The sequence below is a fragment of the Aquaspirillum sp. LM1 genome, from assembly GCF_002002905.1.
Lineage (GTDB): Bacteria > Pseudomonadota > Gammaproteobacteria > Burkholderiales > Aquaspirillaceae > Rivihabitans.
In genome coordinates this window covers 2,713,347-2,737,098 of record NZ_CP019509.1, presented here as the reverse complement: position 1 = coordinate 2,737,098, position 23,752 = coordinate 2,713,347, and the positions used below count along the sequence as shown (strand labels likewise).

The following is a 23,752-nucleotide window of genomic DNA, read 5'->3' as shown; positions in this document are numbered from 1 at the left end:
GGAGGCATTCTGGCTGGCATCGGCGATAGATCGTGAGCTTATTGGTTATTGATAATCATTACATGTTGAAATGTAGGAGACTCCCACCCGCCATAGCCACCCCAATCCGGCTGATAACGCCCTATTCCGGTTTTTAATTAAGGTTGTGCGGTGAAATAAATTCTTGGCATTATTTTATGTTGATTCCTGTTGTGCCGCGCCCTGTTGCCATCTCCATCAGGTATCGCCTTGGCACAGAACTTTTCCGGGGGGATTCCAGACATTTACGGGTAGTGGGCGGGCGTCATGCCATGTAGTCTGTGCGTGGTGTGCCATCTGCTCCGTTTATTACCTGTTCACCATGCCCCACCCCAACCGGTTCTGCCTGGACGCACTCGGCATTGATCACCTGCCTGCTCTGGCCACCTGCTTGCACCCTCTACCAATTCGTACGTCTGGCGACATTCTGCTGGCAGCTGGCATTCATCTGCGCGAAGCGCGTTTTGAGCCTGCCCGTTTTGACCCGAACCTGTTTATCCTGCTCAATATTGCCCGGCCCGACGTTTTGCGCGGTGCGGCACCAGCCAGGCTGGCTGAGTTTCTGGCTGGACGTTACTGTGCCGGACATGCACTGCTGGCAGCAGGGAGAGGCTGGACGTCTGTGCCGGTTGGTGCGCAACGGGAACCCTGCTGGCCAGTAGGTGTGTGCGGCACTATCAGTCATACCCGGCGAGGTGGGCATGGGCATGCCATTGCTGCCGTGGCGCATGACATTGGCGACAGGCTGGCGCTGGGTGTGGATTTGGAGGATTTGATCGATGATGCTGCGCAGCCAGCGTTGGCAGAAATGATTCTGGATGCGCAAGAACAAGAGCTGCGCCCCACTGATGAAGATCCCGCACGCTGGCTGACGCTGGCGTTTTCGGCCAAAGAAAGCCTGTTCAAGGCAGTGTTTCCGGATGTGCGCAGCTATCTGGATTTTCAGGTGGCGCGTCTGGTGACGGCGCAGGCGGGCTGGTTTTGTCTGCGTCTGATGCAGGATATTCACCCGCGCTGGCGTGCCGGACAATTGATCTGGGGGCGTTATCAGTGGTCAGGTATCCGCCTGACCACTTTGCTAGTCCATCCCGACCCGGATGCACCAGCTGGCTGAACAGGCGGGATTTGGCTCAGTGTACGGCCTCAGGTGGTGTTGGCATGCTCCATGCTCGCCCGATTAACCACCAACCCACGATCAGCCAGATGGCTGCCAGGGTGGAGAGCGCCACGCCAGCAGTGTAGCCCAGCCAAGCCGATACTGCCGTGGATAACATCGACGCCATGATGTCCGAACCCAAGCCCGTGCTTTGAAACACGGCATAGTCGGTTGCCGCCTGATCTCCGCGCTGGACATAGTCCATCAGCAATTTGAATGTACTGACATTGATGATGCCCAATCCTAGTCCCGTAGTAGCAATCAATCCTACCGGTAACCATGAGTGCAAGGCACCAGGGAGTTGCAGCAACAGTAGCCAGCCCAGACTGGCCAGCAACACCAGTACGCTGGCTACCAGAAACATCCAGAACAATCGTCCATGCAGCAGCAGCCACGACGCCAGCACACTTCCCATCAGCACGCTGCCATAGCCCTCAATACCGGTGAGTACCCCAACCTCGCTTATCGACAGGCCACCATCCAGCAAAATCATGCGTACCAGGTTGTATAGAATAGATCCGGCCAGTGGCGCAAACAAAGCCAGCGCGAACAAAGGCATAAATCCCTTGCGTTCCCAGGTTTTCCGCAGACGGGCCGGCGAGCGCGAAATGCGTGGTCCGGCAGGCTCTGACCACAGCAGCAGCCAGCCGACTGTAGCCCAGACCAAACCAGCCATCAGCAGAATGGCCTGAGTTTTGTCCAGCACTTCCGAACACATCAATACCCCCGGCCCACCCAGCAGCATACCGCCTGCCAGTCCTCCTACCTGCACGGCATTGGCATTCACCAGGGTTTTGCCATGCGACAGATCGGCGGCTAACCCGTCGGTAGCAATGTCTTGAGTGCTGCCCACCATGCAGGAAACAAAAATCACCACCATCAGAATGGAAGTGGTGGCTGTGTTGAAAGGTAGCAAGGCAATTACCACCAGTAAGCAGCCCTGCAAGCACTGTGCAGGGATGATCCAGCTCTTGCGCCGGCCAAACCGGGGTGACCAATAGTTATCCAGCAGAGGTGCCCACAGAAATTTCACAATCCAGGGCAGACTGGCGAGTGGCAACAAGGACAGTGTTTCCAGCGATACCCCGGCATGGCGCAATAACACCGGATACGCATCAAACGCCAGGCCCACATTCATGCCTTGCATGGTGTACAGGGCAGCCAGCAAGGGTAGCAATAAAGAAGAAGCCGAGCGAGACGACATGGGCAATCCAGACAGGTTTGAGAAAAACACACCCCCGGCAATGCCGTTGGTCAACAAACAAAATAGCCGGTGGGTGAGGAAGTGTGCCACCCGTTGATGTCAGCCCCTCCCCTGATCGGGAGTTTTTTATCTGTGGCGGAAAAAATTCCCGAAGCGGGCAACACTTGCCGTCTTTGGGTGGACTGATAATTGTTATTATTTGATGATGGGCTGGCCACAAGCACATTCCTTTGCCAATGCCGCAATGGTGATGGCGCGATCGGCAGTCATTTTTATCGCACTAGGCCTGGCTGGTCGCCTTGCTGTCTCAGCCCGCCTGCTTCAACAACTCTAGACAGCGTCATCTTGCATTTGCCGCGCCTTCGTCCCTTCTCTCAACTTATGGGCGTTTGCCGTGCCAGTTCAGATGATGCTTTGCATTACAGGTGACTTTAGCCCATGCGTGAAGCTCATTTTTCCGCCCGGATCATGATTCTGGGTGGATTTGGTCGTGTTGGTAGCGAGGTGGCGCACTACCTGCTGACTCACAGTCGTTACGCTCTGACGCTGGTTGCGCGTACGCCGCGCCCGCTGCCTGAGGCCTGGACTGCCGAACAGTGCGCCCGTGTGCGCTGCCTGACGCTGGATGCCTTCCAGCCCGAGGCACTGATGCGCGCCTGCGCTGAAGTCGACCTTGTGGTTTCCTGCCTGGGACCTTCTGGCGTGGTGGGAAGTAGGGTGGCTGATGCTTGCTGGGCCGCTGGGGTCCCTCTGGTGGATGCCGGCGGCTACGACCCTTTATTGCAGCATCTGGAGCACCGACAAACCCGTGAGGCAGCCCCCGTGCCTCTGGTGATCAATGTCGGGCTATTGCCGGGCTTGTCCGGGATTTTCCCATTGCATGTCCTGGAACAACATCAGGCCAGTCATCACACTGAGGCTTTGTCGGTGTACTACGTGGGGCGGGATGCCTGGAGCGAAAGCTCGGCATGGGACATTATCCATGGCCTAGGTGATTTTGGTCAGGAGCATGGTTTTTGCTACCTTAAGCACGACACATTGTGCCCGGTGCGGCTGCGCCGAGCGGCTTCCCGCGCTGAATTTCCTGCCCCCTTGGGCTCACAGAACACCATGCTGATTTATTCAGCAGAGCTGCGTCGACTGGGGCGTCAACTGCAGTTGGATAGTCTGAAAGTGTATGGTGCCAATCTGGGGCCGCGTGCGGCAATGGTAGGTCTGGTGGCCAAGGTCTTACGCATGTACCGAACGCCTGCCGGCACGGCGCGGGCTGCCTGCTGGATGGCGCGGGCGTCCGCGCACGACATGCGCACCCGTACGCCACTGTATGCCATTCATGTCGAGGCCAAACTGCGTACCGGCGAACGTCTCACTGGTGATTTGATGGTCGCGGATACCTATCAAGCCACTGGCGTCACGCTGGGAATTACTGCCCGTTACCTACTGGAACCAGGCAACCGGCCTGCGCCGGGTGTGCAAATGCTGCATGAGGCTGTGCCGGCAAGTGCGTTTTTTGCACTATTGCAGCAGGCTGGTGTGATTGAAAGCCTGTCCAGTACCTGCTATCCCCACCCTGCCACTGCTGGAGTTGCACCATGACGGATACTTCTGCTTCTCTTGCTACATCTTCTGGTTACACCATTCTAGTCGTAGGGGGTACCGGTGAAACTGGCAGGCGTATCCTGCATGCCTTGCGCCGCCGCCATCCGGAATTACGCCTGCACTATGCCTCGCGCACTGCCGCTGCTGCCGGGCTGCTGCCGGCAGATATTTTGCATGTGCCTCTGGATCTGACCCGGCCAGAGCTGGTCGGACACGTCTTCCGTGGCTATTCGCTGGTGGTGCTGGCCATGGGACCAACCGAAGCGTTTGGTGCGCGCATCCACACTTTGTGCATGCAGGCCGGGGCGGATTGCGTCGATATCAACGATAACCTCCATGTCGCACAAAGCGTATACGCGCTACATGATCAGGCCTGCGCGGCAGGCCGGCGCATTTATACTGGCATGGGGCTGTCACCAGGCTTGTCATCACTGATGCTGATGGAACTGGCTGACGAACATGCCTCCAGCGCAGGCGTTTACCGTTGCCGTTTGTACATGGGGGCGGGTTATGGCGGTGGCAAAACCAGTCCGTATGCCATGCTGGACAATTTTTCCAGTCGCTGCACTGGCTGGTTTGACAACCGTCTGCAATCGGCTCCCACGCCTTGGCGTGATGGCCGTCATCTGTTTCAATTTCCGGGGCATGCCCAAGCGCTGGAACTGATTCCCTACTCCAGCCCGGAAGCCGCTGGGCTGGCTGCGTTAGCCGCACGCCAGGCTCAGTCCATTCGCGATCTCGATAGCCGTTTTCATGTGCAGTACCTCACGCAACGCTTTGCCCGCACACTGGCGCGCTGGCGTCTGAGCCCACGTCAGCGCGATTTTTTTGCTGGCATGTTTTATCGCAGCGGACAATCGATGAAGCAGCGCAAAGACGCCGACCCGGATACCTGCGTCTGGGTGTACCCCGACGATTCGCCCGAACGTGGGCTAGTGCTACATGGCGTGATTTCGTCTTACGATCTGACCGCGCTGACCGCCTGCGCCCTGATTGATGCCTATCTGGCGCAAGCTCTGCCAGCCACTGCTGGGGTATTTTCGATGGAAACCCTACCTGCCAGCGTCAGGCAGTGGCTGACACAGGATCTTGCCAGCTACGGGGTGTGTTACAAACGCACCAGCCTGGCTACCTTGGTCAGTGAGCAGCGTTATTTTGGCTGGAGTCGGGTGAGCCAGGGCGAGGTTGGCTTGTTGCCGCATTTTGGCCAGAACTGGTATAGCGTGCCGGTGCAGCACCCACGCATGATGCCGCTGCAAAAAACTTTTTTACTCGACTCCGCTCTGTGGCGCGCACTCAAATCCCGGCTGGGCGCACTGGGGTTGGCCCGCTTTGTTGTCCGCTTCATGTGGCGCTGGAAGCGTCATCATCGCCAATTGGCTGAAGTGCGCGAGCGGGGTCCGGCCATTTATACCCCGCTGACCCGCGATATCAGCATGTTTACTGCTGGCTACAGCAGTGCGCGCGATGTGCTGGGACAGGCTCAGGCCCTACCTTTGTATCGCCAGATGTTTTTAGATACCGGGGCAATGGAAATGAACTGGCTATGGCCTTCAGCCGAGTTGCTGGCCACGCTGGAAAATCCGGCAATGGGCGTATTGGCATATTGGCGGGCTTTCCTGCACAGCTATCAAGCGGATGGCGTTCTGACGTTTGTCGAGCGTGAGCGCGACGATGGCAGCGTACTGTTTTCGCTGAGCCATTGCCTCTATGCCAGCTTGTTTGCCGAATTGGGCTGCCCGGAGCTCAGCCCGCTGATTCGGGACATGGAACATGCTGCACTGTTGGAAATGAGCAGGAACAGCGGCGTGCATATTGACTGGCAAACCGGGGAGGCGGGCTATGCCACAGTCAAGATGGTCTGGCCATCACACTCGTTGACCCAGGAGGCAGCAAGCTCCGGCTTGCCGAGGGTGTCGCAAAAGTGGGATGGATAGGGCGAATAAGCGGGGTGAATGAGTCGGGTCACTGATTCTGCTACGGAAGTGCTGGAAAAACCATCGACTCCTGCGGCCGCTTGAATCACTGCGCATTCATCGCTGGCATCCGGCCCGGTTCGCAGCGCTGTGAATCGGGCCGGATGCCTGAATGGCCAGCCCGTATACTATGGCTTTGTCTGGAAGCGATGTCATGTCACAGTTTTTCATCGGCGGTGCCCGCAGTGGCAAAAGCCGGCTGGCCGAGGCCGCCGCGCTGGCCTGGCCGGGGCCGGTCAGCTACCTGGCCACGGCCCAGGTTGGCGATGCCGAGTTTGCCCGGCGGGTGGCCATTCACCGGGCGCGCCGCCCGGCGCACTGGGCGCTGATTGAACAGCCGCCCAGCCTGGCGGCGGCGCTGCAGGCCAACGCCAGCGCCGAGCGGCTGATTTTGCTGGACTGTCTGACCCTGTGGCTGGCCGGGTTTTTAACCGAAGAGGGCGCGGACGAAGCGCGCTGGCAGCGCGAGCGCGACGCATTGCTGGCGGCGTTGCCCGATTTGCCGGGAGAGCTGGTGCTGGTCAGCAATGAAATTGGCTGGGGCGTGGTGCCGATGGGCGCGGTGACCCGCTGGTTTGTCGATGAACTGGGCTGGCTGAATCAGGCCGTGGCGGCGCGCTGCCAGCGGGTGACGCTGGTGGCTGCCGGCCTGCCGCTGGTGCTGAAAGCGCCGGTTTGACGCTTGCATGGCTGGGCCGTATAGTGCGATGCATGGACGCTGAACTCGACCTTCTTCACGGTAAAATCCTGCAGCTTGCCGAGCTGTGCCGACAGTTGCGCCTGGACAATAACCAGTTGCGCGACGCCCTGGCCGCGCGCGAGGTGGAAAACCGCGACCTGAAATACAAGGTCGAGGAAACCCGGGCGCGGATTGAGAATTTGCTTGCCCGTCTGCCAGAAGGAAGCGCATGAGTCAGGTGCATATTGAAGTCAGCCTGCTGGGCCGCCGTTTTGCGGTGGGCTGTCCGCAGGAAGAGCAGGAATCGCTGGTGGCGGCGGTGGCCCTGCTGGAGCAGCGCATGCTGACCGTGCGCGACGTGGGCCGGGTGGTGGAGGTGGACAAAATTGCCATTATTGCTGCCCTGAACCTCACCCACGACTATCTGAAACTGATGCGCGAATACGAAGCCGACACATCGGGCTTGGAGATCGAGCAAATCCAGCGTAAGATAGAGGCCATGAACGAAACCATCGATCAAGCAATGTTGGAGCAAAATCGCTTGTTTTAACCGATGTTCGTCACAGTTCTTTTTCCCCTGCGGTGTTCGGAACGGCTTAAATTCCTTGAACCAATAGTTGGTAACTGGTTGCCAGCACCCTTGCACAAGCGTGTCGCGCCGCATAGTCCGGTGTGCCCAACGTGCAAAGCCGGCGACCCCCTGATCCGCAAGGTTCAGGATGACCGGTCGGATCGGCATTCGCGGGGGACCCCATTCAACGCCTTGTGTGGCTTGCCACACAAGGCGTTATGTTTTTCTGACGCCGAGTAAAGGGCCTGCCCATGACCGACTCTGCCATTGCGGTGGCCAAATCCGAGCTGCGCGCCGAGCTGCGGCGTCGGCGTCGGGCGCTGTCGCCGCGCTTTCGCCGTCAGGCGGCGCTGGCCGTGGCCCGGCATGCCCGCCGCTGGCTGCGCCCCGGCCATACCCTGGCCGCCTACCTGACCAGCGGCAGCGAGCTGGACACCCGCCCGCTGCTGGCCGCTGCGCTGCAGCGCGGCTGTCGGGTGCTGTTGCCCGTGGTGCCGGCCCGAGGCCGGCAACTGACCTTCACCGAACTGACCGCCCATCCGCGCTGGCGCAATAACCGCTACGGCATTGCCGAATGCCTGGGGCCACGGGTGCCGCTGGCGCACGCCACCCATCTGCTGCTGCCCTTGCTCGGGTTTGACGACGCCGGTCGCCGGCTGGGCCAGGGCGGCGGCTTTTACGACAGCACGCTGGCACGCTGGGCGCACCGGCCTGGCTGCCCCCGGCTGATTGGCGTGGCGTATCGCGCGCAAAAACTCGACTGCGTGCCAGTGGAAGACTGGGATCAACGTCTGGACGCCATCCTGACCGAACACGGCGTGCAACGGGTGCGCCGCCCCTGAACGGAGACAACACATGACCTGGACAATGTTGCTGGCGCTGGCCGGCATGGGCGTGGTGGCCGGCATTCTGGCCGGGCTGCTGGGCGTGGGCGGCGGGCTGATTCTGGTGCCGGTGCTGGTGTGGGTGATGGAAGGCAGCGGCATGACCCAGGACGTGCAGCATCTGGCGCTGGGCACCTCGCTGGCGGTGATGGTATTCACCAGCTTTGCCTCAGTGCGCGCCCACCATCAGCATGGCGCGGTGGACTGGGCCATTGTGCGCCGTTTTGCCCCGCCCATTGTGCTGGGTACCCTGCTGGGCACTCAGGTAGCCGGCTGGTTGCCCAGCCGGGAACTGCGCTGGTTTTTTGTGCTGTATGCCTACGTGATTGCCGCGCAGATGCTGCTGGATGCCAAACCCAAGGGCGGGCGGGCGCTGCCCGGCGTGCTGGGCCTGAGCGGGGTAGGTGGGCTGATTGGGCTGATTTCCAGTTTTGTTGGCATTGGCGGCGGTTCGATGAGTGTGCCGTTCATGACCTGGTGCAATGTGCCGATGCAGCGGGCGATTGCCACCAGCGCCGCGCTGGGCTGGCCGATCGCACTGTCAGGCGCGCTGGGCTACATGCTTAGCGGCTGGGGCCGCGCTGGCTTGCCGGCGTATTCCGCTGGCTTTGTGTACTTGCCGGCAGTGGCCACCCTGTGCCTGATCACCATGCGCACGGCACCCATTGGTGCCCGGCTGGCGCACCGTTTGCCGGTGGCCAAGCTGAAAAAAGCTTTTGCCGGGGTGATGATCCTGACTGCCACGCAACTGCTATGGAAGCTGCTGCACGGCTGACGCGCTCAGTCGCTGCTGCCAAAACGCTGCACCAGCGCCTGCAAGCCGCTGGTGTAGATTCCGCTCACCAGTTTTTTGGCACCGGCATCATCAATGGCCGCCGTGCGCTTAAACTGCGACGACCACACCACCGTGCTGCCGCCAAACCGGCCTGGCTTCACCGTCAGCGTGGATACATAGCCGCTGACCGGCAAGGGTGAGCGTTCAATCTGGTAGCGCAGGCTGTGCTGGCGTGGGGCGTTGGCCAGCAGTTTTTCCACCAGCACCGCGCCGTCCACCGTCGTGACTTCACGCAATGCCCCCACTTTTTCCGGATTGCCCTGCACCACCGTGGTGGCGACAGCGGGGTGCCAGGCCAGCTGGCCAAAACGGCCAATTTCCTGCCACACCTCTGCCGGGTCGGCAGACAGGTTCTGGCTGACGCTGACGCTCAGGCCGGCAGCGGAGGCCGCGCTGGCGGCCAAGGCCAGCAACAGGGCGCTCAGGCGGGGTGTCCAGTGGGATGCGTGCATGGTGTGCTCCTTGAAAAATCAAAAAATCCTTGCCTGCCACAGTCAGGTGAGAAACATGCAGGCCTGATCGGCCCAGATGCCCAGCAATATGCAGCGGCTCCGCAAATGCAATCAGCGCCGATTCTAGACCGCACCCACGCCCGCCCATATGCAACTTAAGTGCTGGTCAGGCCGGCGCGAGCGGAGGGGATTTATTCCGGATACAACTGCCAGACCCACTGGCCGCTGGCGGCATCGTACACGCACAGGGCCAGATTGCCTTCACTGGCGCTGCCGTCCAGGCTGAGTACCGCCGCCTGGGTGGCGCAGCCGCTGCGTTGCCACACCGACAGCCCCTGGCCATCGCTCAGTTGCAGCGTGCCATTCCGCTGTAGCGTCAAGCGCAGTGGCCGTCGGGCCTGGGCCAGCGTGTTGCTGGACAGCGCCTGCCAGAGCAACTGGCGCGGCTGACCGGGCGGGTGCTGCCACAGCTGCAGGCCATGCTGCGGATGGTTGACGCACTCGGCGCTGCCATCCAGCGCGGTGAGCGCCTGACCAGGCAGCAGGCTGGGCTGGCTGCGGCTGTCCAGGCGGTTGACGCTGTGCATTTCGCCCAGCAGATTTTGCTGGAACAGCCGCTTGACCGTCGCCAGCGACCAGCCGTGATGCGCTTGCATCGCCAGCAGCAGGCTCAGCTTGACCAGCGCCGCCATGGGCGTCAGGTCAGCCGGATTGAGCACCCCCACCTCGGCCTGCCAGGCCCCGGCGGCATAGCTGTGCTGCATCACCCCGCCTTGTGGCGTCTGGGTGCTGCCGACCACCACCACGCCTTGCGCCTGTGCCTGTTGCAAGGCCTGATACATGGCCCCCGCTGCCGGTTGCTGCACATGCCCGGACGGGAAGTTGCCCGCGCCGTAGCCCTGCAACACCACGCCTTTTACCCCCAGTGCCAGGCCGGCGCGGAACATCTCGGCCAGCCAGGCCTGGCCAAGGGCCGGGTTGAAGGTGGCGGGAAACGCACTGAACAGTGTGACGGGCACCTGCGGCAAACCGGCTTGCACTGCCGCCAGCTGGGCGCACAGCGCCTGACGAACCGCCGGCTGCTCCAGGCTGATGGCCGGGCTGGCTGGGGCGGCGGGCCAGTACGCCGCATGCAGCTGCGGCTGAATGCCGTACTGTGCCAGCGCCGGAGCATTGGGGGCGGCAAACGCCGCAAAGTGTTCGGTATGTACCTTGCGCACCCGGCTGGCCGGCCACAGCTGCCGGTTGAAAAACACCCCCACCCCGGTCAGCCCGCTTTGCGCCGCTGCCACGGCACCGCTCAGATTTTGCAGCGCATCGCTATACGGGTGCAGCAATAATTGCCCGTCGGCAGCTTGCTGCCACAGCGGCAGCTGCGAACCGGTCAGAATAATCGGGCGTGACAGCGCCGCCAGGGCAAACCCTTCAGCACTGAAGCGCGACAGCAATAATGGCAAGGCGGCGGCGGTGGCATCCAGCGTATCGGTGCCATGCAGGATCACCCAGCCATCGTAATCGGTGTAATGGCGCAAAATCACTTCGGCAATCAGACACCAGTCACGCGGCTGCAGATTGGTGCTATCCAGCGTGCCGCTGGCCGAGTCGGGAAACGCCAGCCCGGTGAGATAACTCAGCTGCAAATCAGGATGCTGCGCCAGCAAGGCCGGATTAAGCTGGGCCATGCAGGCCTGGGCAAACGCCGCTGCGCCCATCGGTGCCAGCGGCTGGCCCACGCAACTGATGGTGCCGCCAGTATTGAGAATGGCAAGATGCATGAAATGGGGGTCAATCAGGATGGGGAAATAAGAAAGTATGGGGGCGACACCCGGCTTACCGGGTCGGGCATCGCACCTAGTCGTCAGTCACGTTGAAACACAAGGGTTCATGCGAGCAAGTTTATGCCGGGTATCTTGATTTAATTTCTGTTAAAACAAAACCTTACTTTGCCACAGCGAACAGTCTTCCGCGCCCTGTCCCGTCATTCCCGCGCAGGCGGGAATCCAGGGGTATCCACAGCGCGCAGCGGGTGCGTGCGCTCACCACCGCCCCGCCATGCTAAAGCTTCCCACGGCGCACGCTGTGGTGCGGTCTGGGTTCCCGCCTGCGCGGGAACGACAAGTGGGTGAAACTCATGCCAGAGAAAGATTAGCCTCCGATGGGTGCTCTGGTTTAATTTTTTAAAACAAAGCCTTACCTAGCCACAGCGAACCACCTGCCGCACTCGACCCCGTCATTCCCGCGTAGGCGGGAATCCAGGGGTATCCACAGCGCGCAGCGGGGGTGTGCGCTCACCACCACCACGCCACGCCCAACGCCCACGGCGCACGCGGTGGCGCGGTCTGGGTTCCCGCCTGCGCGGGAACGACAAGTGGGTGAAACTCATGCCAGAGAAAGATTAGTCTCCGATGGGTGCTCTGGTTTAATTTTTTAAAACAAAGCCTTACCTAGCCACAGCGAACCACCTGCCGCATTCCACCCCGTCATTCCCGCGCAGGCGGGAATCCAGGGGCATCCACAGCGTGCATCGGGTATGAGTGCTCACGACTGTCCCCCGCCATGCGCCACGCCTACGGCGCACGCGGTGGTGCGGTCTGGGTTCCCGCCTGCGCGGGAACGACACGTCGGGTGAGGTTCATGCCGACAGCGGTCGAGGCCGTCCCGTTGAAATACTCGCGCGCTGACCGTGGGTATCTGTGCCAATCATCGGTTCATATCATGGCGACTGACGACGAGAGCGGTGGCTCAGTGCTAGCCCAGCAGCCCGCTGCCGTCTTCTGCCTTGGGGGCGCGCTCCAGCAAGGCTGCCACCACCGCGTGTGGGCTGGCGTGCTCGAACAACATGGCGCACACCCCGGCGGTAATCGGCATATCCACCCCCAGCGCCTGGGCGCGGGCCAGGGTTTCCCTGGCGGTGGGTACGCCTTCTGCCACATGGCCCAGCGAGGCCAGAATATCGTCCAGCGTGCGGCCTTCTGCCAGCAACATGCCCACCCGACGGTTGCGCGACAGATTGCCGGTGCAGGTCAGGATCAGGTCGCCCAGTCCAGACAGGCCCATCAGCGTGGCCGGCTGGCCGCCCAGCGCCTGGGTCAGCCGGCTGATTTCGGCCAGGCCACGGGTCAGCAGTGCGGCGCGGGCATTGTGGCCACACTGCAGGCCGTCGGCCACCCCGGCGGCAATCGCCATCACGTTTTTTACCGCGCCGCCCACTTCCACCCCGGTCAGGTCGTCGTTGGCGTACAGGCGCAGCAGGCGGGTGTGCAACTGGCGGGCCAGCTGGCGCGCCAGTGCCGGATGTGTCATCGCCAGCGTCACCGCCGAAGGCAGGCCCTCGGCCACTTCCTTGGCAAAACTGGGGCCAGACAAGGCCCCGCACGCGGCGCCTGCCGGCAGCACCTGCGCTGCCACTTCATGCGGCAGCAGGCCGGTGCCGGCCTCGAAGCCCTTGCAAGCCCACAGCACCGGCGGCAGGGCAGCGCCGCGCTCGGTCAGCAAGCGCTGCAGGGTGGGGCGCAGGCCGGCAATCGGGGTAACCACCAGGGCCAGGTCGGTGTTGGCGGCCACGGCAAAGTCGGCGGTCAGCTGCAAAGACTCGGGCAACCGGGCTTCCGGCAGATAGCGCGGATTGCGCCGGGTGTCGCGCAGGGTGTCGATCAGTGCCGCATCGCGGGCCCAAAGCGTGACCTGATGTTCCCCAGCCAGTGCCACGGCCAAAGCTGTGCCCCAGGCTCCGGCACCAAAAATGCTCAGTTTCATCGCCGCCTACAGCCCCCAGAACGCCGAAATCGGGCCGTAGCCACTGCTGCCATCGGCATGGCGAACCTTCACCCAGCCGGATTTTGGCGGTTCGACCAGGGTCAGCACCACATCCTTGGCAGCGGCAAATGCCAGCGGTGCCTTGCTGTCCGGGCTGCGCCGCAGTTCGGCGCGGGCCGCCGACACCACCACGGTGCGCTGGCTGCTCAGGCTGGACACTGGCATCCACGCCACGCCACCGGCCATATCGCGCACCCGCGCCCAGTCGGGCTGGCTGCCGATCACTTCCACCGGATAGCCCTGGCTGAGCACATAAAGCTTTTTCGAGCTGGCCCACGGCGCTTCGTGCATGATGGCCCCATGCGCCTTGACCGAACGGAATTCCAGCGCCTGCGCTGCGGTGGCCATCCCCAGCAGCGCCACGGCGCTGATCAGCTTAATGCGTTGCATCGCCGTCTTGCGCTGCCATCTGCTGGGCGTACAGCGATTCGAAGTTGATCGGGGTGAGCAGCACCGGCGGGAAGCCGGCGCGGGTGACCACGTCGGACACGGTTTCGCGCGCATACGGGAACAGGATGTTCGGGCAGGCCACGGCCAGAATGCCGCTGATGTCTTCTTCCGGCACATTGCGGATCTGGAAAATGCCAGCCTGGGCGGCTTCTACCAGGAACATCACCTTCTCGCCCAGCTTGGCGGTCACGGTCACGGTAATCACGGCTTCAAACACACCGTCTTCCAGCGCCTGGCCTGCGGTGGCCAGTTGCAGGTCGATTTCCGGCTGCTCACGCTCCAGAAAAATGGCCGGGGCGTGCGGGACTTCCAGCGACAGGTCTTTGACGTAGATTTTTTCGATGGAAAATGCCGGGTTCAGGTCTTGTTCGCTCATGACAGGGTCTCAGTAAAAAAGCGGATAAAAGAAAAGGGCTTAATCATCGCATGAAGCCGGACGCGATGCCATGCTGTCGGCAGTCAGTCGGCCAGCAGCGCATCAAGCTTGCCGGCGCGGTTGAGCGCCGACAGGTCGTCATAGCCGCCCACATGCAGCTCACCAATGAAAATTTGCGGCACGGTGCGCCGACCGGTGATGCTCATCATGTGCTCGCGCTGCTCGGGTTGCAGATCGACACGGATTTTAGTCAGATTGGCCACGCCCTTGCTGGCCAGCAGGCGCTCGGCCATGTCGCAGTAAGGGCACACGCCGGTGCCATAGAGGGTAACGGGTTTCATCGCAGGGTCCTGGACAACGTTGGCTTGAAGGGGGAAGTGTAGCGGGAAAGTGCGAGAGGCTCCATGTGCAGGTTCAAGGACGGCGCAAACGTCTGCCGCTGCGCGCTTTTCCCGCCATGCCGGCTGTCAGGCGCTCACGGCAAGGCCGGAGCGCTGAACTGCACGCGAAATTCACTCACCGCCGGGTTGAGCAGCTGCACGGCGCGCACGGTGGACGGGTATACCCCGGCGGCCAGGGCCTGCTGGGCCGAGGCGCTGAGCAGGGCAAAGTTGTAGTCGGCCACGTACAGCGTGACCTTGGCCAGCGCCGTGCTGAGCGCGCCGTTATTCCAGCTGACAATATGTCCGCCCTGATTGGGGCCGATGCCGGCCAGCAGCAGCGGGCGGCCATTGCGGCTTTCCAGCGTGGCCACGCCAGTGCCCAGCGAAATCTGGCCGGGCAGGCTCCAGAACGAGCGCTGGCCGCGTACCACCGCCACGGCAATGCCGCTGCGCTTGACCGGGTCGCGCCAGACCAGGGTGATGCGCTTGTCGCCATCGCGCGGAAACAGCACGCTGGCCGGGTAGGGGTCGCCGGCGTCGAGTTTGATCTGGGTGGATTGCACATTGAACGGGCCAAAGCGCTCGTTCAGCGCCGCCTCGCTGATGTCCAGCGGCACAAACGCCAGGCTGCGCCCCGGCTGGATCGGCCAGTTCAGCCGGGCTGCCGGGGCATTGGGCGACGCTGCCCACAGGGGGGCCAGCGGTGCCAGGCACAGCCCCAGCCAGAGCCAGATCATGCTGCGCTTCATTCGCTGGCCTCCCGTTTGCCCGGCTGGCTGATCAGTCCGGCCACCAGCGCGTCCAGCGCCGGGGTCAGCTCGCTGGCGCGCGGGCTGTTGACCAGCACCACCAGCGCATAGCGCTGACCATTCAGCGCCTTCACATACCCCGCCAGCGCACGCACGTCGTTAAGCGAGCCGGTTTTCAGCCGCGCCTCCACCGGCTGGCCGACAAAGCGCCGGCGCAGGGTGCCGTCGCGGGCGGCAATGGGCAGCGAGGCCATGAATTCCGGCGCGTAGGGCGAGTTGGCCCCGGCTTGCAGCAGCGCGCCCAGCCCGGCGGCGCTGATGCGTTCGCGCCGCGACAGGCCCGAGCCGTTTTCCAGTTGCAGCCCAGGCAGCGCCAGTTTGCGCTGTGCCGCCCAGCGGCGCACGGCGGTTTCGCCGTCGCGCAGCACGTCACCGTCCACCGGCTGCTCGGCACCCAGGGTGAGAAACAGCTGTCGGGCCATGGTGTTATTGCTGTATTTGTTGATGTCGCGAATCACCTCGGCCAGGGTGGGTGAGCTGACGCTGGCCAGCAATTGCGCCGACGCCGGGGTGACGCCCCGGCGCACGGTGCCGGCAAAACTGCCGCCGGCTTCGCGCCACAGCGCGGTGAACAGCGCTGCCTGATAGGCGTCGTGCTCCCACACCGGCACAAACAGCTTGCTGCCGTCGCAGCCGGCGGGCAGTGTGCCGTCCAGACGCAGGGTATTGCCCTGCGCGCTCAGGCTGGCGTAGCGCTTGATGCCGCCATCGCATGGGCCGGCGGTGGCGGTCAGCCGGTTGTCCACACTCAGCCCGTCCAGCGGTGGGTCGAGTGCCACGCGCACGCCGTCGGGCTGGGCAAACAGCGTGGCCCACACCACCTTGAGATGTGCCAGCAGCGCATCCGGCGGCACGGCAAAGGCTTTGTCGCTGTCGCTGGCAAAGTCGTCGGCGCTGCCGGTGCGGGCAAAGCGCTGTTTGTCCAGAATCACATCGCCGGCCAGATGGCGGATGCCGCGCCCGCGCAGGTCGCGCACCAGCGCCGCCAGGTCGTTGCGGTCAAAGTGCGGGTCGCCGCCGCCGCGCCAGTACAGCGCGCCGTCCAGGGTGTCGCCGCGCGGACGGGCATCGGCCAGCAGGTCGGTGCGCCAGCGGTAATCCGGGGCCAGGATTTCCAGCGCCGACAGCGTGGTGAGCAGCTTCATGGTGGACGCCGGGTTCATTGGCACATCGGTGCGATGCTGGACAATTGCGGGGCCGCCGTCCTGCGGGGCCATCCAGATGGCCACTTCGTCGGGGCGAAAGCCGCCAAGATTGAGTGCGTGGGCGTGGCTGGCCATCAGCAGGCACAGACTGGCAAATATCGGGCGAAACATCATAGTGAGCAATTTCTGTTCTGTGTGAATGGGCGACCATGCTGGCGGGCGGCCCGGTGGATGAGTCAGGCGGATCAAACTTGACGGGCGGTTTATACCTCTTGCGGGTCCACATCCAGCGACCAGCGCAAGCTTGAGCCAAATGGTTTGGCCCAGGCATCGAGTTCGGCGCACAGCGCCGACAGCAGCGCGTGCAGCGGCGCACGACGGGCCGATTGCAGCAATAATTGCGCCCGTTCGCGCCCGGCCAGCCGTGCCATGCTGGCCGGGGCCGGGCCCAGGCAGAGCACCAGGCCGGCGGACTGGCTGGCGTGCTGTTGCACCTGCTGCAAAAACGCCATGGCGGTGTCCAGCTGTGGCGCGTCGGCGCGCAGCAGCGCCTGAAACACGGCGGGCGGATAGCCGTCGTTGGCGCGTGCTTCCAGCAGGCGCTGGGCAAAGCCGGGCACGTCGTGCGCTTGCAGCGCCAGGTATAGCGGATGGTCGGGAAACTGGGTTTGCACCCACACCTGGCCAGGCAGGCTGCCGCGTCCGGCGCGACCGGCCACCTGGGTGAGCAGGGCAAACAGCCGTTCTTCGGCGCGGAAATCGGCGCTATACAGCCCGCCATCGGCATTGAGCACGATCACCCGCGACAGCGACGGAAAATCATGCCCCTTGGCCAGCATTTGCGTGCCGACCAGCATATCCAGCTCGCCAGCGTGTACCTGGCGGTCGATGTCGGCCCAGGCATCGCGCCGGCTGACGGTATCGCGGTCGATGCGGGCAATGCGCGCCTGCGGAAACTGCCGGCGCAAGGCGGCTTCAATGCGCTGGGTGCCTTGCCCCAGCGGTTTCAGGTCGGGGTTGCCGCAGCTGGGGCAGGCGTGCGGGATGGCTTCGTGATGGCCGCAATGGTGGCACTGCAGCCGGCGGTCCTGCCAGTGCAGCACCAGCCGCGCCGCGCAATGCGGGCAGGACGACAGCCAGCCACAGTCCACGCACGCCAGCACCGGTGCCCAGCCGCGCCGGTTGATGAACACCAGGCTGGTTTCGCCGGCGGCCAGGCCATCGGCCAGCGCCTGCCACGCCGCCGGGGCGATGCCTTCATCGAGCAACTGGCGGCGGATGTCCAGCAGATGAATAGCCGGCAGCGCGGCGGCGCTGGCGCGGCGGGTCAGCCGGGCGTGGCGGTAACGGCCCGCCTGCACGGCGGCCACGCTTTCCAGCGACGGGGTGGCCGAACCCAGCACCACCGGCACGCCGGCCTGCTGCGCCCGCCACACCGCCAAGTCGCGGGCATGGTAGCGCAGGCCGTCCTGCTGCTTGAACGAGCCGTCGTGCTCCTCGTCCACCACAATCAGCCCCAGCTCGGGCAGCGGGGTGAATACCGCCAGCCGGGTGCCAATCACCAGCCGCGCCCGGCCTTGCCAGGCTGCCAGCCAGGCCTGCGCGCGCGCGCCGTCGGCCAGGTGGCTGTGCAGGCACACGGTGGGCGTGTGCGGAAAGCGGGCGCGAAAGCGTGCTTCCAGCTGCGGGGTGAGGTTGATTTCCGGGACCAGCACCAGCGCCTGCCGGCCCGCCGCCAGCACGCGGGCAATCCACTGCAAATACACTTCGGTTTTGCCGCTGCCGGTAATGCCATCCAGCAAGGTGGCAGAAAACCCGTGCCAATCCAGCCCGGCCACCACCTCGGCCTGTTCGGCGTTCAGCGCCGGGCCGGGGCATACCGTCATCGCCGCCTGTTCTGCTGCCACCTGGGTGACCCAGCCGGCCTGCGCCCAGTCGCGCAGCAGGCGGGGATGGCTGGCGTGCAGGCTGCGTGCCTCGTCCAGCCCCAGCGGCCCCTGGCGCAGCCGCGCCAGCAAGGCCAGCTGGCGCACCGCCTGCGCCTTGGGTTGCCAGGCGGCACCTGCGGCGGTCAGCGCGTACAAGGGGGGGGCTGTCAGCGGGCGGCGTGGGGGATTGCGCAGCGCGCTGGGTAGCGCGGTAAACAGGGTTTGCCCAAGTGGATGGTGGTAGTAGCGCGCGGCAAACTGGCCCAGCGCCAGCCAGTCGGCAGGCAGCGGCGGCAGCGCATCCAGCACCGCGCCAATCGGCTTGAGCGTATGCGGCGAACTGGCGCGCTGACCCACCACCACCCCCACCAGCTTGCGCGGCCCAAACTGCGCCAGCACCCGGCTGCCCACCGCCAGCGGCTGCGCCGACTGATAATCGAAGGCGCGGTCCAGCGGCACGTCGAACACCACCTGGACAATGTGCGGTTTGGCCAGGCTGTCGGCGGTCAGCGCGCAGGGCAAAGAATCCTTGTCTGGCAAGGGCTTGGCTGAACTATTCACACAAGCTGTGGATAAGTTTGTGCACAATCAGCGGACAAGCCGGGGCAAGCCCCGGATGACAAGGCTTTGGCTGGGTTGCCCAAAAAATCATCATGCAAAATTATCATGAATAAACAATCACTTACAAAAAAGCCGTTTTGCGTCACAGTCACGTCAATATGGCCATGGGGTTTGGCCTGCCAGTGTGCATAACCCATGAGCCAGGAGCGCTCTGCCGGCAGCTTGTCAAGAAAAAAAGAGACACCGACGGACATTTATCGGCCAGCTTAGCGGGTGGTGCCAGGAGGGCTGGCCGTTGCCGTGGCCGCCCGCGCCCCGCGCCATACAGACGGTTGCGCGCGCGGGTAGTCTAACGGTTTACGCCGCCAGCCACGAGTCCGGGGCGTGGAATGACCGCCGTCAGTGAGCACCGCCCATGGCTGCCGCCACGAAAAAAATCTTTACCCCGCCGGCCTTGTCCGCTTACAGTCGCGGCAAATCAGGAAGTGCGAACACCCCCGGCAAACCCAGCCCCGGCACAGGGCCCTGCCCGGCCCGGTTTTGCCGGCCATCTCCACTTCCAGCATGCGGCCACCGCCCACTTGCGGCCTGGCCAGAACACTCAGCCAGTGATGACGGAGACTACGCCAGTGAAACGAGGGGTATACGCAGGAAGCTTTGACCCGGTGACCAACGGCCACCTGTGGATGATTCACAAGGCGGTGGAGCTGTTTGACGAGCTGATTGTGGCGGTGGGCTACAACCCGGACAAGCATTACACCTTCTCGGCTGACGAGCGGGCGGCGATGCTGCGCGAAACCACCCAGCAGTACACCAATTTGCGGGTGGACAGCTTTGAAAACCAGTTTCTGGTGGATTACGCCCAGTCGGTGGGGGCCAACTATATTGTGCGCGGCATCCGCACCGCCAGCGATTACGAGTTTGAGCGCACCATGCGCTACGTGAATTCCGACCTGCACCCGGACATCACCACCATCTTTTTATTGCCGCCACGCGAGTTTGCCGAGGTGTCGTCCACCATGGTCAAGGGGCTGGTCGGGCCGAAGGGCTGGGAGGCGGTAATTCGTCAGTATGTGCCGGGACCGGTGCATGAAAAGCTGATACGGCTGACGCCGCGCACCCGGCAGGGATAAGCTCCGGGCTCCACCACGCGCTACACTTTAAAGTGCGCCACCTCGCCATCCAGCCGGGTGACCACGCTCAGCAGTGCATCGGCGGTGTGCGCCGATTGCTGGGCGCGTTGCACAAACGCCTCGGCGGTGCTGGCCACCCGCTCCACCTGCTGGCCAATCTGGCCGGCGGCGCTGGCTTGTTCGGCCAAGCCGCCCTGTAGCACCTGCACCGCCTGACGGGTGTGCTCTGCGCCGTCGCGCAGATGGCGCATCGGCGTATGCAGCGCTTCGATTTCGGCCACGCTGGCCGCCACGCCTTGCTGGCTGTCGTTCAGCCGCCCGGCAGCCTGGCGGGTTTGCTGCTGGATGGTCTGGATGGTGTGGTCGATGTCCTGGGTGGCGCGTGCGGTGTGTTCGGCCAGTTTGCGCACCTCGTCGGCCACCACGGCAAAACCGCGCCCGGATTCGCCCGCCCGTGCCGCTTCAATGGCCGCGTTCAGCGCCAGCAGATTGGTTTGCTCGGCAATGCCATGAATCACCGCCGCCACCTTGCCAATGCTGTCTGTTTTGTCGGCCAGTTCGCTCATGTCGTGGTGGGCCAGGTTCAGCGCCGAGGTCATGTGCTGGATATGCCCGGCGGCACCGCTCAGCCCGCTTTGGGTGCGGTCGGCCAGGTCTTCGGCGGCTTCGGCCAGGGTCACCACCTGTTCGGTCTGGCTGGACAAGTGCTGAATGGTGCCGGACAGCTCTTCTACCGCGCTGGCAATGCTGGCGGTAGACAGGGTTTGTTCGCGCGCGCCTTCGGCAATCTGTGCGCAGTCCGCCGACAACTGACGGGCGGCGCGGTCCACCTGGCCGGTGCTTTGCACAATCGACGCCACCATTTCATACAGCCGCTGGCGCATGGTTTCCAGCCGGGCCATCAGGCTGTGACCATCGCCAGCTTTGACCGGCAGCGGCTGGTTCAGCCGCCCGGCGGCCACGTCGGCCACCGCTGCGCCGGCCTGTTGCGGATCGCCGCCCAGGGGGCGGGTGACGCTGCGCAGGATCAGCCCGCCCACCAGCAGCGAGCCCAGCGAGCCAATCAGCGCCACCACCAGCAGCCACTGGCGGATCTCCCTGGCGTCGGCGTCACTTTGTGCCGCGCCCTGGGTAAACGCCTGATTCTGCGCTTTCAAGAACCGTTCAATTGCCAGCATGTCGTCACGCAGCGCCGGCACGCCCAGCGTATGAAAATGCGCGCTGGCAGCGTCGCTTTCGCCCTGGTCGAGCAAGTCCAGCAAGGCGTTGACTGTCTGGCTGAAGGCCGCGTGACGGGTGCGGATAGCGGCCAGCATGGCCTGGTCGCTGGGGTGGGCCAATTGTGGCTGCAAGGTGTCCAGCGCCTGGGCAATGCTGGCTTGATAGCCAGGCAGATGCTGGCGCAGGCCGTCGATATCGCTTTGTGATGGCGTGCCATTGACCAGCGGATAGATGTCGCGCGCCAGCGCATTCAGGCCAAACAGGGCCTGCTGGGCATGCAGCACTTTATTGCCATCCTGAATCGCCACCCGCTGGGTGGTTTGGTGCAGGGCATTGACGCCATACAGGCTGATGGTCAGCACGCCGCCCAGAATCAGCAGCAAACAGGCCAGGCCAGCGCGCACGCGCCAGACCAGCGACAGGGAAGCAAACATGGCAGCCTTATCGAAAATGGAAGAAGTGCAAGATAGTGCATGACTTTAGCAAGTTCAGCAAAAACAAGCAATTACAGAAAAACCTGCCAGCCGGGCGCGGGCCTTTACATAAATTTCCTTAATTGAAGCAAGGTTTACTTACCTGATACTTGTCTTTACAATTGAGAATAATTAACATCTAGCTATCAAGTTTTTTGGTTTTCTGCCGACGCGGCCCCCCCCCACTACTGGTTGCGTTGTCTTCTTGCTGTTTTGCCCTGGAGCCCACCATGCCCATCCATACCCCCGACACCGCGCTGCAACGGGTACACCACGATCTGCAACGCCTGAGCCAGAATCTGGCCCAGCTGCGTCACGAGCTGGACGCGGTCTATCAGCAAAACCCCGACAGCAGCCACCCGCAGGATGCGCTGGAACACACCCTGGCCTGGTTGATGGCCGATTGACCCGTTTCTGCCCACTCACTGCAAAGGCCCTGCCATGATGATTTCGCTCTCCCTGCTTCAGCGCACCATTGTGGGCATTGCCCTGCTGGTGGGGCTATTGCTGCTGTCGATTGCCACCGGCAGCCTGGGGCTGACCCAGTTGCAAGGCATGACCCGGCAACTGGCCGAGGTGGAAGCCGCCAAGGTGGACCACGCCAGCCAGGCTGCGCTGCTGCTGGGCCAGGTAGACCGCGAGCTGACCCAGCTGCTCAACCGCGAAGACAGCAACGCCTACGCCCGCTTTACCCAGGTACAACCTGCCCGCCGTCAGGCCATCGGCCAGCATTTTGCCGCGCTGGAGCGCCTGACCGACGACACGCAAGGCCGCGCCTTGCTGGCCGATGTGCTCAGCCGCCGCCAGCAGGTGCTGGCCGCGCTGACCCAGCTCACCCCGCTGCTGGACGCCGGCCAGTTTGCCGAAGGCCGCAGCCAGTTTGACCGCGCCGGCCTGCCCGCCTTCAGCGCCTACCTGGCGGCAGTAGACCGTTATCTGGACTGGCAAAAACGCCGGCTGGCCGAACACAGCCAGCAGGCCAACGACACCGTGGCGGCATTTCGCCTGTGGCTGACACTGATTGGTAGCGCCAGCCTGCTGGCCGCCCTGGTGATTGCCATCTGGCTGGTGCGCAGCGTCAGCCGGCCACTGGGCGGCGACCCGCGTGTGGCCGGCGAGGCGCTGAACCGGATTGCCCAGGGCGACCTGGCCAGCCAGGTGCCGGCTGGCAACGCCCATCCGCACAGCGTGCTGGCCCGGCTCTCTGGCATGCGCGGCAGCCTGCGCAATCTGGTGGGCAATATTCAGGGGGCCACTGGCGATGTGTCGCAAGCCGCCCGAGATTTGTCCAGCAGCTGCGCTCAGATTGCCGCTGGCGCGCTGGAACAAGGCAGCTCCACCGCGTCGATGGCGGCGGCGGTAGAACAGTTGGGCAGCAATATCGACACCCTGGCGCAGTCATCACGCCGGGTGCTGGAGGTGGCCGGTCGGGCGGACACCCTGGCCAGCGAAAGCGACCGCATGCTGGGCGAAGCCGCTGGCGAGATTGGCAAGATGATCGACACCATCGACAATTCGGCGCAGGACGTGGCTGCGCTGGCGAGCAAAACCAGCGAGATTGGCCGGATTGTCGGCGTGATCAACGACATTGCCGACCAGACCAACCTGCTGGCACTGAATGCCTCGATCGAAGCCGCCCGCGCCGGCGAGCAGGGGCGCGGCTTTGCCGTGGTGGCCGACGAAGTGCGCAAGCTGGCTGAACACACCACCCGCGCCACCCGTGAAATTGACCAGATGATCCAGAGTATCCAGCAGCAAACCCGGCTGGCCGCCGACAACCTGCTGCACGGCGAGCAGGTGGTGGGCTTTGGCGTGCGCCTGGTGCGCGATCTGGTCAGCCCGCTGCGCCAGCTGCGCGAAGGCGCAGGCGAAACCCGCCGCGAGCTGGACGAACTGATGCTGGCGCTGGACGAACAAACCCACGCCACCCGGCATATCGGCAGCCATATTGAACGGGTGGCCAGCGCCGCCGAAGAATTTGGCCTGGCTGCCCGCCAGTCGGCACACACCGCGTCCACCTTGCTGGGCGTGGTCAACCGGCTGGATGGCGAGGTGGCGCATTTTCGCCTGCAGGGCTGAACCA

Annotated in this window: 23 protein-coding genes and 1 other RNA gene; 12 read left to right on the top strand and 12 right to left on the bottom strand. The window is 63.5% G+C overall.

The window, feature by feature from the left end; translation table 11 throughout:
- Positions 1-163: 163 nt before the first annotated feature.
- The gene (locus BXU06_RS11735; RefSeq protein WP_150125185.1) at positions 164-1,132 is read left to right on the top strand and encodes a 4'-phosphopantetheinyl transferase; all 969 of its coding nucleotides are present in this window, start codon (positions 164-166) and stop codon (positions 1,130-1,132) included.
- Positions 1,133-1,148: 16 nt separating this feature from the next.
- Here BXU06_RS11735 and BXU06_RS11730 read toward each other — a convergent pair whose 3' ends face one another.
- A complete protein-coding gene (locus BXU06_RS11730; protein ID WP_077299738.1) occupies positions 1,149-2,378 on the bottom strand; it encodes an MFS transporter in 1,230 nt (409 codons plus the stop codon).
- 438 nt (positions 2,379-2,816) lie between these two features.
- Here BXU06_RS11730 and BXU06_RS11725 point away from each other — a divergent pair, with 438 nt between their 5' ends.
- The 8 genes from BXU06_RS11725 (at position 2,817) to BXU06_RS11690 (ending at position 8,862) form a co-directional block, all read left to right on the top strand.
- The gene (locus BXU06_RS11725; RefSeq protein ID WP_077299736.1) at positions 2,817-3,974 is read left to right on the top strand and encodes a saccharopine dehydrogenase NADP-binding domain-containing protein; all 1,158 of its coding nucleotides are present in this window, start codon (positions 2,817-2,819) and stop codon (positions 3,972-3,974) included.
- Positions 3,971-5,914 carry a saccharopine dehydrogenase NADP-binding domain-containing protein gene (locus BXU06_RS11720; RefSeq protein WP_077299734.1) on the top strand — a complete coding sequence of 648 codons (1,944 nt, stop codon included), beginning with the start codon at positions 3,971-3,973 and terminating at the stop codon, positions 5,912-5,914. The genes BXU06_RS11725 and BXU06_RS11720 overlap by 4 nt, the downstream gene beginning before the upstream one ends.
- A gap of 193 nt (positions 5,915-6,107) precedes the next feature.
- The gene (gene cobU / locus BXU06_RS11715) at positions 6,108-6,632 is read left to right on the top strand and encodes a bifunctional adenosylcobinamide kinase/adenosylcobinamide-phosphate guanylyltransferase (RefSeq protein ID WP_077299732.1); all 525 of its coding nucleotides are present in this window, start codon (positions 6,108-6,110) and stop codon (positions 6,630-6,632) included.
- 32 nt (positions 6,633-6,664) lie between these two features.
- Positions 6,665-6,865, top strand: a complete 201-nt coding sequence (locus tag BXU06_RS11710) for a hypothetical protein (protein ID WP_077299730.1) — start codon at positions 6,665-6,667, stop codon at positions 6,863-6,865.
- Positions 6,862-7,182 carry a cell division protein ZapA gene (locus BXU06_RS11705; RefSeq protein ID WP_077299728.1) on the top strand — a complete coding sequence of 107 codons (321 nt, stop codon included), beginning with the start codon at positions 6,862-6,864 and terminating at the stop codon, positions 7,180-7,182. The genes BXU06_RS11710 and BXU06_RS11705 overlap by 4 nt, the downstream gene beginning before the upstream one ends.
- Before the next feature lie 21 nt (positions 7,183-7,203).
- Positions 7,204-7,384: non-coding RNA, 6S RNA (gene ssrS, locus BXU06_RS11700), on the top strand.
- Positions 7,385-7,454: 70 nt separating this feature from the next.
- Positions 7,455-8,045, top strand: coding sequence for a 5-formyltetrahydrofolate cyclo-ligase (locus BXU06_RS11695; protein ID WP_077299726.1), 591 nt, complete (start codon positions 7,455-7,457; stop codon positions 8,043-8,045).
- A gap of 13 nt (positions 8,046-8,058) precedes the next feature.
- Complete coding sequence (locus BXU06_RS11690; RefSeq protein WP_216352466.1) at positions 8,059-8,862, top strand: sulfite exporter TauE/SafE family protein; 804 nt, start codon at positions 8,059-8,061, stop codon at positions 8,860-8,862.
- Between the two features lie 5 nt (positions 8,863-8,867).
- Here the strand turns inward: BXU06_RS11690 and BXU06_RS11685 are convergent, their stop codons facing one another.
- The 10 genes from BXU06_RS11685 to BXU06_RS17450 all read right to left on the bottom strand — a co-directional run bounded on the left by BXU06_RS11685 (position 8,868) and on the right by BXU06_RS17450 (position 19,096).
- Positions 8,868-9,374, bottom strand: a complete 507-nt coding sequence (locus tag BXU06_RS11685; RefSeq protein WP_077299724.1) for an SRPBCC family protein — start codon at positions 9,372-9,374, stop codon at positions 8,868-8,870.
- Between the two features lie 191 nt (positions 9,375-9,565).
- Positions 9,566-11,149 carry an asparaginase domain-containing protein gene (locus BXU06_RS11680; protein WP_077299722.1) on the bottom strand — a complete coding sequence of 528 codons (1,584 nt, stop codon included), beginning with the start codon at positions 11,147-11,149 and terminating at the stop codon, positions 9,566-9,568.
- A 973-nt stretch (positions 11,150-12,122) separates the two neighbouring features.
- Entirely contained in the window at positions 12,123-13,130 is a 1,008-nt protein-coding gene (locus BXU06_RS11675) for an NAD(P)H-dependent glycerol-3-phosphate dehydrogenase (protein ID WP_077299720.1), read from the bottom strand.
- A gap of 6 nt (positions 13,131-13,136) precedes the next feature.
- On the bottom strand, positions 13,137-13,580 hold the full coding sequence (locus tag BXU06_RS11670) for an SH3 domain-containing protein (RefSeq protein WP_077299718.1): 444 nt from the start codon (positions 13,578-13,580) through the stop codon (positions 13,137-13,139).
- Positions 13,567-14,016 (bottom strand): protein-export chaperone SecB, encoded by a 450-nt coding sequence (gene secB, locus BXU06_RS11665; RefSeq protein ID WP_077299716.1) that lies wholly within the window; start codon positions 14,014-14,016, stop codon positions 13,567-13,569. The genes BXU06_RS11670 and secB overlap by 14 nt, the downstream gene beginning before the upstream one ends.
- A gap of 83 nt (positions 14,017-14,099) precedes the next feature.
- Positions 14,100-14,357: a glutaredoxin 3 gene (grxC, locus tag BXU06_RS11660; RefSeq protein ID WP_077299714.1), complete on the bottom strand. Its 258-nt coding sequence runs from the start codon at positions 14,355-14,357 to the stop codon at positions 14,100-14,102.
- A gap of 134 nt (positions 14,358-14,491) precedes the next feature.
- A complete protein-coding gene (locus BXU06_RS11655; RefSeq protein WP_150125184.1) occupies positions 14,492-15,136 on the bottom strand; it encodes a hypothetical protein in 645 nt (214 codons plus the stop codon).
- An 8-nt stretch (positions 15,137-15,144) separates the two neighbouring features.
- Complete coding sequence (gene dacB, locus BXU06_RS11650) at positions 15,145-16,527, bottom strand: D-alanyl-D-alanine carboxypeptidase/D-alanyl-D-alanine-endopeptidase (protein WP_253189454.1); 1,383 nt, start codon at positions 16,525-16,527, stop codon at positions 15,145-15,147.
- An 89-nt stretch (positions 16,528-16,616) separates the two neighbouring features.
- Positions 16,617-18,842 (bottom strand): primosomal protein N', encoded by a 2,226-nt coding sequence (locus BXU06_RS11645; protein ID WP_253189453.1) that lies wholly within the window; start codon positions 18,840-18,842, stop codon positions 16,617-16,619.
- Positions 18,839-19,096 (bottom strand): hypothetical protein, encoded by a 258-nt coding sequence (locus tag BXU06_RS17450; protein WP_150125183.1) that lies wholly within the window; start codon positions 19,094-19,096, stop codon positions 18,839-18,841. The genes BXU06_RS11645 and BXU06_RS17450 overlap by 4 nt, the downstream gene beginning before the upstream one ends.
- A 357-nt stretch (positions 19,097-19,453) precedes the next feature.
- Between BXU06_RS17450 and coaD the strand changes: the two genes are divergently transcribed.
- Entirely contained in the window at positions 19,454-19,975 is a 522-nt protein-coding gene (coaD, locus tag BXU06_RS11640; RefSeq protein ID WP_077299710.1) for a pantetheine-phosphate adenylyltransferase, read from the top strand.
- A 20-nt stretch (positions 19,976-19,995) separates the two neighbouring features.
- On the opposite strand, the gene BXU06_RS11635 is transcribed toward coaD, so the two are convergent.
- The gene (locus tag BXU06_RS11635; protein ID WP_077299708.1) at positions 19,996-21,630 is read right to left on the bottom strand and encodes a methyl-accepting chemotaxis protein; all 1,635 of its coding nucleotides are present in this window, start codon (positions 21,628-21,630) and stop codon (positions 19,996-19,998) included.
- A 269-nt stretch (positions 21,631-21,899) separates the two neighbouring features.
- Between BXU06_RS11635 and BXU06_RS17725 the strand changes: the two genes are divergently transcribed.
- Both BXU06_RS17725 and BXU06_RS11630 read left to right on the top strand, forming a co-directional pair.
- Positions 21,900-22,076 carry a hypothetical protein gene (locus BXU06_RS17725; RefSeq protein ID WP_171982206.1) on the top strand — a complete coding sequence of 59 codons (177 nt, stop codon included), beginning with the start codon at positions 21,900-21,902 and terminating at the stop codon, positions 22,074-22,076.
- A gap of 34 nt (positions 22,077-22,110) precedes the next feature.
- Positions 22,111-23,748, top strand: a complete 1,638-nt coding sequence (locus BXU06_RS11630; protein WP_077299706.1) for a methyl-accepting chemotaxis protein — start codon at positions 22,111-22,113, stop codon at positions 23,746-23,748.
- The last annotated feature ends 4 nt before the right edge of the window (positions 23,749-23,752 follow it).

What these genes read in the sequence shown, in the direction of transcription:
- BXU06_RS11730 (WP_077299738.1), bottom strand. Translation starts at nt 2,378, where the DNA reads ATGTCGTCTCGCTCGGCTTCTTCTTTATTGCTACCCTTGCTGGCTGCC.
- BXU06_RS11725 (WP_077299736.1), top strand. Translation starts at nt 2,817, where the DNA reads ATGCGTGAAGCTCATTTTTCCGCCCGGATCATGATTCTGGGTGGATTT.
- BXU06_RS11720 (WP_077299734.1), top strand. Translation starts at nt 3,971, where the DNA reads ATGACGGATACTTCTGCTTCTCTTGCTACATCTTCTGGTTACACCATT.
- cobU (WP_077299732.1), top strand. Translation starts at nt 6,108, where the DNA reads ATGTCACAGTTTTTCATCGGCGGTGCCCGCAGTGGCAAAAGCCGGCTG.
- BXU06_RS11710 (WP_077299730.1), top strand. Translation starts at nt 6,665, where the DNA reads ATGGACGCTGAACTCGACCTTCTTCACGGTAAAATCCTGCAGCTTGCC.
- BXU06_RS11705 (WP_077299728.1), top strand. Translation starts at nt 6,862, where the DNA reads ATGAGTCAGGTGCATATTGAAGTCAGCCTGCTGGGCCGCCGTTTTGCG.
- BXU06_RS11695 (WP_077299726.1), top strand. Translation starts at nt 7,455, where the DNA reads ATGACCGACTCTGCCATTGCGGTGGCCAAATCCGAGCTGCGCGCCGAG.
- BXU06_RS11690 (WP_216352466.1), top strand. Translation starts at nt 8,059, where the DNA reads ATGACCTGGACAATGTTGCTGGCGCTGGCCGGCATGGGCGTGGTGGCC.
- BXU06_RS11685 (WP_077299724.1), bottom strand. Translation starts at nt 9,374, where the DNA reads ATGCACGCATCCCACTGGACACCCCGCCTGAGCGCCCTGTTGCTGGCC.
- BXU06_RS11680 (WP_077299722.1), bottom strand. Translation starts at nt 11,149, where the DNA reads ATGCATCTTGCCATTCTCAATACTGGCGGCACCATCAGTTGCGTGGGC.
- BXU06_RS11675 (WP_077299720.1), bottom strand. Translation starts at nt 13,130, where the DNA reads ATGAAACTGAGCATTTTTGGTGCCGGAGCCTGGGGCACAGCTTTGGCC.
- BXU06_RS11670 (WP_077299718.1), bottom strand. Translation starts at nt 13,580, where the DNA reads ATGCAACGCATTAAGCTGATCAGCGCCGTGGCGCTGCTGGGGATGGCC.
- secB (WP_077299716.1), bottom strand. Translation starts at nt 14,016, where the DNA reads ATGAGCGAACAAGACCTGAACCCGGCATTTTCCATCGAAAAAATCTAC.
- grxC (WP_077299714.1), bottom strand. Translation starts at nt 14,357, where the DNA reads ATGAAACCCGTTACCCTCTATGGCACCGGCGTGTGCCCTTACTGCGAC.
- BXU06_RS11655 (WP_150125184.1), bottom strand. Translation starts at nt 15,136, where the DNA reads ATGATCTGGCTCTGGCTGGGGCTGTGCCTGGCACCGCTGGCCCCCCTG.
- dacB (WP_253189454.1), bottom strand. Translation starts at nt 16,527, where the DNA reads ATGATGTTTCGCCCGATATTTGCCAGTCTGTGCCTGCTGATGGCCAGC.
- BXU06_RS17450 (WP_150125183.1), bottom strand. Translation starts at nt 19,096, where the DNA reads ATGTCCGTCGGTGTCTCTTTTTTTCTTGACAAGCTGCCGGCAGAGCGC.
- coaD (WP_077299710.1), top strand. Translation starts at nt 19,454, where the DNA reads ATGACGGAGACTACGCCAGTGAAACGAGGGGTATACGCAGGAAGCTTT.
- BXU06_RS11635 (WP_077299708.1), bottom strand. Translation starts at nt 21,630, where the DNA reads ATGTTTGCTTCCCTGTCGCTGGTCTGGCGCGTGCGCGCTGGCCTGGCC.
- BXU06_RS17725 (WP_171982206.1), top strand. Translation starts at nt 21,900, where the DNA reads ATGCCCATCCATACCCCCGACACCGCGCTGCAACGGGTACACCACGAT.
- BXU06_RS11630 (WP_077299706.1), top strand. Translation starts at nt 22,111, where the DNA reads ATGATGATTTCGCTCTCCCTGCTTCAGCGCACCATTGTGGGCATTGCC.